We start from the raw sequence: 8,561 nt of genomic DNA on the forward strand, positions 1-8,561 counted from the left end.
GTTATGGTTTTCAGACCTTTCTTGACAAACCCGCTCTTGACATCGCTCATGATAACATTCAAGCCGCTGGCAGCGGCAACCTGGGCGATTCCAGTGCCCATCTGCCCGGCGCCGACAACACCAAATGTTTTTATTTCCATACTCTCTCCTTATTTTTAATTAATAGCCGCAGACCCACACAGACAGGCTGAACATCGAACATCGAACGTCCAACGTTGAACATCGAATAATGATGTCGCTCCGCTCTGCAATTTAATTTCATTCTTTTTTTTATTCATCATTCGATGTTGGACGTTCGATGTTCGATGTTCATCCGTCCTTTTCTTCTCATTCATCATTCGATGTTGGACGTTCGATGTTTGATGTTCATCTTTTGACCAGAAGTGAGACCCCTTCACCGCCGCCGAGACACAGGGAAGCCATCCCGATTTTTTTATCCTGCCTGATCATTTCATTTAAAAGGGTGACAAGTATTCGGCAGCCGCTGGCCCCGATAGGGTGCCCCAGGGCCACACTGCCGCCGTTTACGTTCACCTTGGCAGAGTCCAGATCAAGTTCTTTTAATACAGCCGCCGTGGAGCCGCTGAAAGCCTCGTTGATTTCAAAAAGATCGACATCATCAATAGTAATGCCTTCTTTATCCAGGCACTTGGGGATGGACCAAATCGGGGCTACCAGAAGATACTTGGCATCCAAACCGTAGGATGCCTGGGCCCCTATGGTGGCCATGATGCGGCACCCCATTTCGACTGCTTTCTCTTTCGACATGACTACCACCGCCGCAGCGCCGTCACTGATGATGGAAGCGTTGCCGGCGGTACCGACGCCGTCCTTTTTAAAAGCGGGCTTCATTTTTGACAAAAAGTCATAGCCGGTTTCCCGGGGGCATTCATCTTCACTGAAAAAAACAGGATCTCCCTTCCGTTGAGGGACTTCGACAGGCATAATCTCATCTTTGAAACGTCCCGCACTGATGGCCTCAAGTGTCCGGCGGTAAGACTCGGCGGCAAATTGATCCTGATCTTTACGGCTGATATTATATTTTTCGCTGCAAAGCTCATTGGATATGCCCATATGAAAATCGTTGACAATATCCCAGAGCCCGTCATGCACCATGTGATCCTCAAGCTTGCCCGGCCCCATGCGATATCCGAAACGCGCCTTTGCGAGATAATACGGCGCCATGCTCATATTTTCCATGCCGCCGGCAACCACAACGTCGGCGTCACCGACCTGGATGGCCTGGGCCGCAAGCATCACCGATTTTAAGGCCGAACCGCAGACTTTATTGACCGTAATGCATTCCACGGCCCAGGGCATATCTGCCATCAATGCGGCCTGTCTGGCCGGGTTCTGGCCGTAGCCGCACGGAAGCACCATCCCCATGATGACTTCATTCACCGCTTCCTTTTCAATTCCTGCCCTTTGAACGGCCGCTTCAATCACAACGGCGCCCAGCTTGGTTGCCCCGATGCCGCTCAATGAGCCGTTAAAGTCGCCCAACGGCGTTCGCACCGCACTTACTATGGCTGCTTCTCTCATGCTCTTCTCCCTTCATTTTCCAATCTATAAATTAAACAGCAAATTTTCAGTTCATAAATGAGGGATTTTTTTGATGAGCAAGGCCGCACAAGGGTTTTTGCCCGAGGCGTACTTTAGTACGTCGAGGGCGGAAACCCGCGGAGAACGCCGCTCATCGGAAAAATAACCATTTATGAGCTGAAAATATTTACATGTTACGTCTATACCGCCCCCCCACATCATACAGCGCCTGCGTAATCTGGCCGAGAGAGCACACCTTGACGGCTTCCAAAAGTTCGGCAAATATGTTGCTTCCGGACAAGGCTGCTTCCTGGAGACGCTGCAGGGCCGCCGGGGATGTCTTCTCATGGCGCTTTTTGAAAGCTTCAAGGCGCGCCAGCTGCGACTGTTTTTCAGCTTCGGTAGCTCGGGTCAGTTCAACACATTCAGCCAACTCCTCCAGGTTGGCATCCGGATCACGGAAGGTGTTAACGCCAATTAAGGGCAACTCTCCGGTATGCTTTAAATTTTCATAATAAAGCGATTCTTCCTGAATTTTACTGCGCTGATAGCCGGTTTCCATGGCCCCCAGAACACCGCCGCGTTCGGTAATCCGGTCGAATTCCATTAGGACCGCTTCTTCCACCAGCTGCGTCAGCTCTTCGACCACGAAGCTTCCCTGATACATGTTTTCATTCCCGGCCAGACCCCACTCGCGGTTAATGATCAGCTGAATCGCCAAAGCCCGCCGTGCCGACTCATGGCTAGGGGTGGTGATAGCCTCGTCAAAAGCATTGGTGTGCAGACTGTTGCAGTTGTCATATATGGCACAGAGGGCCTGGAGCGTTGTGCGGATGTCGTTGAACTGGACGTCCTGGCTGTGCAGCGAGCGCCCTGAAGTCTGGATGTGATATTTCAGCATTTGACTGCGCTCGGAACCTTTGTAGTTTTGTTTTAAAGCAATGGCCCAGATGCGCCTGGCAACCCTGCCGATGACCAAATACTCAGGGTCCATACCGCTGGAAAAGAAAAAGGAGAGACTGGGTGCAAAGCTGTCGATGGACATTCCCCGTGACAGATAATATTCCACATAGGTAAACCCGTTGGCCAGGGTGAGAGCCAGCTGGGTGATCGGGTTGGCGCCGGCTTCTGCTATGTGGTATCCCGAAATGGAAACCGAATAGAAATTACGAATGTCGTTTTCAATGAAATACTCCTGGATGTCTCCCATCATTTTCAGAGCAAATTCGATTGAAAAAATACAGGTGTTCTGCCCCTGGTCCTCCTTCAAAATATCGGCCTGGACGGTACCGCGCACATTAGCCAGGGTTTTGCGGCGGATTTCGTTGTACTCCTTTTCAGTGGGCTCGCGCTGGTTTGCGGACTTGAAGGCATCGACCTGCTGGTCGATAGCGGTATTCAAAAACATGGCCAGCATGATGGGTGCCGGGCCGTTGATGGTCATGGAGACCGACGTATTGGGTGCACACAGCTCAAAACCGTCATATAGAACCTTAACGTCGTCCAGGGTACAGATACTGACCCCGGAGGTGCCCACTTTGCCATAGATATCAGGACGTTTGTCCGGGTCGTATCCGTACAGGGTTACAGAGTCAAACGCCGTCGACAAACGCTTGGCCTCATAGTTTTCCGACAGCAGTTTGAACCTGCTGTTGGTTCTGGCCGGATCGCCTTCCCCGGCAAACATGCGGGTCGGGTCTTCATCAATGCGTTTTAACAGAAAAACACCGGCGGTAAACGGAAAGCGACCCGGTATATTCTCTTCCCGCAGCCAGGTATAGATTTCACCGGGATCCTTGAACTTGGGAAGCGCAATCTTGGGAATCTTGGTATGCGACAGCGATTGAAAAGTCAGCGGGACCTTAATTTCCCGATTTCGAACCCGGTAGACAAGTTCGTCCTGGCTGTAAGTCTTTTTGATCTTTTCCCATTCTTTAATAAGATGCGTCGTTTCCTTGTCCAGCAAACGCTCGGTTTTTTGGACCTCCACTTTAAGCCGCGCCAGAAGATCGGAGGTATTTTCCGCAAGATCTCCACTGCTGACGGCTTTAGCGGTTTCTTGCAAATGCCAGATTTTGCGAGCAACGTCCGCCTGATTTTTGGTCCGGCGATGATATTCCCTGACCGTGTCCGCGATTTCCGCAAGGTAACGGACGCGCGGCGGCGGGATAATGATGGTTTTGGATGTGGAAGAGCGCACGCTGGTTCTTGGTAAGCTCGATTCCAAAACAATTCCGCATTTTTCCGCCAGTACATCCAGAGCAGCGTGATACAGGGCGGTAACGCCGTCGTCATTGAATTTGGAAGCAATGGCTCCAAAAACTGGCATCTCAGCGGGCGGGCGGTCCCAGGCTTTGCGGTTGCGCTGCACCTGCTTGCGGACATCCCGCACAGCATCTTCGCCTCCGCGTTTTTCATACTTGTTAACGACCACCAGGTCGGCAAAATCGAGCATGGCGATCTTTTCGAGCTGGGAAGCGGCACCAAATTCGCTGGTCATTACGTAGATCGCCACATCCACCAGGGCGATAATGCTGGAATCACCCTGCCCGATACCTGCGGTTTCGACAATAATAAGGTCAAAGCCGGCCGCTTTAGCAACCTCGATGGCTTCCGCCAGTACAAGGGGGATTTCCGTTTGTGAGCGGCGGGTAGCCAGGCTGCGCATGTAAACCCTGGGATTGTTGATGGCGTTCATGCGAATTCTGTCGCCTAAAAGCGCTCCGCCGGTTTTGCGCCTGGAAGGATCACAGCTGATAATTGCCAGATTTATATCTTTGATGTCGTGGAGGAGGCGCAGAATAAGCTCATCGGTCAGAGAGGATTTGCCGGCCCCGCCGGTACCGGTTATTCCCAGCACCGGGATTTTGCGGTTGCCAATCTTTTTGCTAAGTTCGGCCCTGAGGCGGGCAAGATGCCCATTTTCCCGGGCCTGGGCCTGTTCAACCGCTGTAATAAGGTTGGCAACCAAATATTTGTTGTCCGGAGATAGTTTGTCGAAGTCAAAATCATTCATCTGAACAGTTGAAAAATCCAAATGTTGAACCATATGATTGATCATGCCTTGCAGGCCCATTCTGGCACCGTCTTCGGGGGAATATATCTTGGTAACACCGTAGGCTTGCAGTTCTCTGATCTCTTCTAACACGATGACCCCGCCGCCGCCGCCGAAAACTTTGATATGGGAGCCGCCGGCTTCTTTCAAAAGATCCACAACGTATTTGAAGAATTCAACATGCCCGCCCTGGTAGCTCGATATGGCCACTCCCTGAACGTCCTCCTGGATAGCGGCATCGACGATTTCCCGGACCGAGCGGTTATGGCCGAGATGGATAACTTCCACACCACTGTCCTGTAGGATGCGGCGCATGATATTTATGGCGGCGTCATGCCCGTCAAAAAGAGATGTGGCCGTAACGACGCGGATATTATGTTTGGGCTTGTATACTTCAGTTTTAACACTCATGCCCCCCCCTTATGTTGATTTTGGATTTTGGATCGCGGATTTTGGATTCCGGCACCCAGTATCCAGTAATCAGTATCCCCGATAAATCGGGATTTCCGCTACGCTCCAACCAGCATCCTGTATCCTGCTACAAGCACTACTCGAAAAGTCCCAGGATAAATCTGCTCTGCAGCTCAATATAATCTTCAATGCTGTAGTGGCGGGCCAGAAACCAGCGCCGAAAGGTCCACATATGTCCTAAAACGGAAATATTATGGGCGATAAGTTCCATAGCGCGGTCACTCAGCTGAGGCAAATCGCCGGTTGAAAATAGATTCGCCATAACTTCCATAAAAATACCAGTGATACGGACCTCGTTTTCAAGGACTTTTTTGCGCCATTGCGGCGGCAAAGATTGGGTTTCCTGATAGATCAGCAGAATATGATCGCTCATGCGGTGACATACCAGAAAATACTCCCGGATCACTTCTCCCAGAGAATTACGACCGGCGGCGGCGCGGGCCATGGCTTCCGAGACACCACGCTCAACCTCGGCATGAATTGCATCGCAAACCAGGTACAGGATGTCCTCCTTTGAAGAGATATATTCATACAATGAACCTATGGAAATTCCTGCGGCAGCGGCGATCCTGCGGGTTGTGGTCTTGTGAAATCCATGCTTAATAAAGAGTTGGAGTGCAGCATCAACAATCTGACGATGTCGTTGCTTGACAAGCTTGGGATTTTTGATCTGGGTCGGTATATCTTTTGTGCTGTCGAAAGATGCCATTATTCTCCCCTGCAAGTTTCCGTAAAAAATAAATATTTAACAATTCTGATTGAGCGCTCGTTCATTTTTGTTAGCATATTTGGGTTTTCCTTGTCAAGCTATACAATTGCTTCGCGATTCCATAGAACACCCCGATTATAAGATCCCGCAAGCTTATGGCAGCACAGCGAAGATCCCGCCCTAACTGGGCTTGCGGAAGTTTCATGAAATTGCAATACGATTTTATTCATTGACAATAACGCCCGGGGCAAGTAACAATCACACAGTTATGACCGAGCGCTCGCTCAATAAAGAAGGTCAACGACCACATGTATAGCGGGCGGCTGGAATTTTAGCCAAAAGCACGTCCGTACTTTAAAGTCCAATAAATTCTCTGTTAGAAATTCAGTCTAAATATGATATGCTATCTTTCAAACATTATCTTGTTTATATTAAATCGCAAAGCGATTTAATTAAGGAGGGTTGCCTTGGATTTCGATTTGACCAAAGAACAGGAAATGATTCGCAAAGAAGTGCGAAAATTTGCCCAGAGCGAAATAGCCCCCGTAGCTCTCGAACTGGATGAGAACGAGGAATTCTCTCCGCAACTTACCGAAAAAATGGGAGAAATCGGTCTTTTCGGCATGTTTGTTTCCGAAGAGTATGATGGCCAGGGCATGGACTATCTGTCTTATATCATTGCCGTTGAGGAGATTGCCAGAGTGGACGGTTCTCAGGCCGCAACTATAGCAGCCGGAAACTCATTGGGAATCGGGCCCATATACTACTACGGCACCGAAAAACAGAAACAAAAATATCTTCCTAAGCTTTGTGCCGGAAAGGCGCTCTGGGGCTTTGGTCTAACCGAACCTACCGACGGCAGTGATGCCGGAGGAAGCAAAACCACGGCTGTCCCCGATGGTAACAACTGGGTGCTGAACGGATCAAAGATTTTCATAACCAATGCTGCTTGTGAGCTTTCCATGGGAGTCACGGTCCAGACGGTTACCGGGACCCTTGCCAGCGGAAAGCCGGAATACACCTGTTTTCTGGTTGAGCATGGAATGCCCGGCTTTAAGGCTGTTCCCATGCACAAAAAGATGATGTGGCGGGCCTCGGATACCGCTGAGCTTTATTTCGATGAAGTTAAAATTCCGCGGGAAAACATCCTTGGCCAAAAAGGGGATGGGTTTCGCCAGATGCTCACCACCCTTGACGGCGGCAGGCTTTCCATCGCCGCCATGGGAGTTGGCGGAGCCCAGGGAGCTTATGAGGCCGCCCTTAAATATGCTAAAAATAGAGTGCAGTTTGGACAGCCCATCAGCAAATTCCAGGCAGTGGCTTTTAAGCTGGCCGATTGCGCCGTTGAAATCGAGTGCGCCCGCAACCTCCTTTACAAAGCTTGCTGGCTGAGGGATCAGAATCGCCCCTTCGGAAAAGAAGCGGCCATGGCAAAGCTCTACGGCTCGGAAGTCATGGGCCGAGTGGTGAATCATGCCGTTCAGATCCACGGCGGATACGGTTTGATGAAGGAATACCACGTGGAGAGATTCTACCGCGATCAGAAACTTCTGGACATCGGCGAAGGGACTTCCGAAGTTCAGCGCATTGTGATATCGCGTTATATCGGCTGTTGATATTTGTCATTTTCAATTGCTTCTATATTTTCGGCGACAAATTGCAAGACCTAGGTTGAGCGGTTCAACGTTCAAGCCCGCCCTGGTGCGACGGCCGTTATCAAGAAGATCAACCCTCTGCTATTAAAAACATATGCCTTGGGTCCAACTTCTCGAAATCAGGTCTGGGCCAGGGGTTCCGGGTTAATGAGCCCTTGCAGGCTCAACCCAAAAGAGTTATGCCTCAATAGAGACGGCAAATAATTTTCACCCTATGGGTGCAAGAGACCAATCCTGACATTGAGTTGTAACATTAAGTAATGTCAAGATGTTATAACCTTTGAACCTAGAACCCTGAACCTAGAACCGATCAGTTTAGGTAAGAGCTGCCTGAAAGGAAAAAATTATGTCCGATCAAGTTCTTTTGGCAGAAGAAAAAGACGGTGTGGCTGTGCTGACACTGAACCGTCCAAAAGTGATGAATTCCTTTAATTTGGCCCTGCTGCAGGCCCTTAAGGAGCAAATCGAGGCCCTGAGATTTAAAACGGACATTCGGGTGATCATCATTACCGGGGCCGGTCAAAAGGCCTTCTGCGCCGGCGCGGATCTTAAGGAACGGGCCACACTCAACGAAGTGCAGGTCAAGGATTTTATTTTTACTATCCGAAACCTTTTTACGGCCATCGAGTTTTTGAACAAGCCGGTGATTGCCGCTGTCAACGGTGTTGCGCTGGGCGGCGGAACCGAACTCGCTCTGGCCTGCGATATCCGCATCGCCGCAACAAGCGCTTCCATGGGCCTCAGCGAAACCCGCCTGGCCATTATTCCCGGTGCCGGAGGGACCCAGAGACTTCCGCGACTCATTGGACGCGGAAAAGCCAAAGAGCTCATCTTCACCGGGCGACGAGTTGACGCTCAAGAAGCGCTGCAGATCGGTCTTGTAAATCAAACCTGCGGGCCGGATGTGCTTATGGACGCATGCCGGAAAATGGCCGCCATGATATGTGAAACCGGTCCCATCGCCATCGAGCAGGCCAAGTACGCCATAAATTACGGACTTGAGACAGATCTTCACACCGGCCTCGACATCGAATCGAAGGCTTACTGGGTAACCGTCCCCACCGAAGACCGCCGCGAAGGCCTGGCTGCTTTTCAGGAAAAACGCAAGCCGGTATATAAGGGGAAGTGA

Annotated in this window: 6 protein-coding genes; 2 read left to right on the forward strand and 4 right to left on the reverse strand. The window is 50.5% G+C overall.

Going from position 1 to position 8,561, the window contains the following annotated elements:
• The 4 genes from V3S16_RS08520 to V3S16_RS08535 all read right to left on the reverse strand — a co-directional run.
• A partial coding sequence (locus V3S16_RS08520; protein WP_413884260.1) for a 3-hydroxyacyl-CoA dehydrogenase NAD-binding domain-containing protein occupies window positions 1-140 on the reverse strand: 140 nt, incomplete at its 3' end.
• 226 nt (window positions 141-366) lie between these two features.
• The gene (locus tag V3S16_RS08525) at window positions 367-1,542 is read right to left on the reverse strand and encodes an acetyl-CoA C-acetyltransferase (RefSeq protein ID WP_413884255.1); all 1,176 of its coding nucleotides are present in this window, start codon (window positions 1,540-1,542) and stop codon (window positions 367-369) included.
• A gap of 187 nt (window positions 1,543-1,729) precedes the next feature.
• Window positions 1,730-5,008, reverse strand: a complete 3,279-nt coding sequence (gene icmF / locus V3S16_RS08530; RefSeq protein WP_413884256.1) for a fused isobutyryl-CoA mutase/GTPase IcmF — start codon at window positions 5,006-5,008, stop codon at window positions 1,730-1,732.
• A 136-nt stretch (window positions 5,009-5,144) separates the two neighbouring features.
• Window positions 5,145-5,777 (reverse strand): TetR/AcrR family transcriptional regulator, encoded by a 633-nt coding sequence (locus V3S16_RS08535; protein ID WP_413884257.1) that lies wholly within the window; start codon window positions 5,775-5,777, stop codon window positions 5,145-5,147.
• A 467-nt stretch (window positions 5,778-6,244) separates the two neighbouring features.
• Here V3S16_RS08535 and V3S16_RS08540 point away from each other — a divergent pair, with 467 nt between their 5' ends.
• Both V3S16_RS08540 and V3S16_RS08545 read left to right on the forward strand, forming a co-directional pair.
• Window positions 6,245-7,393 carry an acyl-CoA dehydrogenase family protein gene (locus V3S16_RS08540; protein WP_413884258.1) on the forward strand — a complete coding sequence of 383 codons (1,149 nt, stop codon included), beginning with the start codon at window positions 6,245-6,247 and terminating at the stop codon, window positions 7,391-7,393.
• 385 nt (window positions 7,394-7,778) lie between these two features.
• Window positions 7,779-8,561 (forward strand): enoyl-CoA hydratase, encoded by a 783-nt coding sequence (locus V3S16_RS08545; protein WP_413884259.1) that lies wholly within the window; start codon window positions 7,779-7,781, stop codon window positions 8,559-8,561.

The organism is Candidatus Desulfatibia sp. (genome assembly GCF_036446775.1).
Classification (GTDB): domain Bacteria; phylum Desulfobacterota; class Desulfobacteria; order Desulfobacterales; family UBA11574; genus Desulfatibia_A.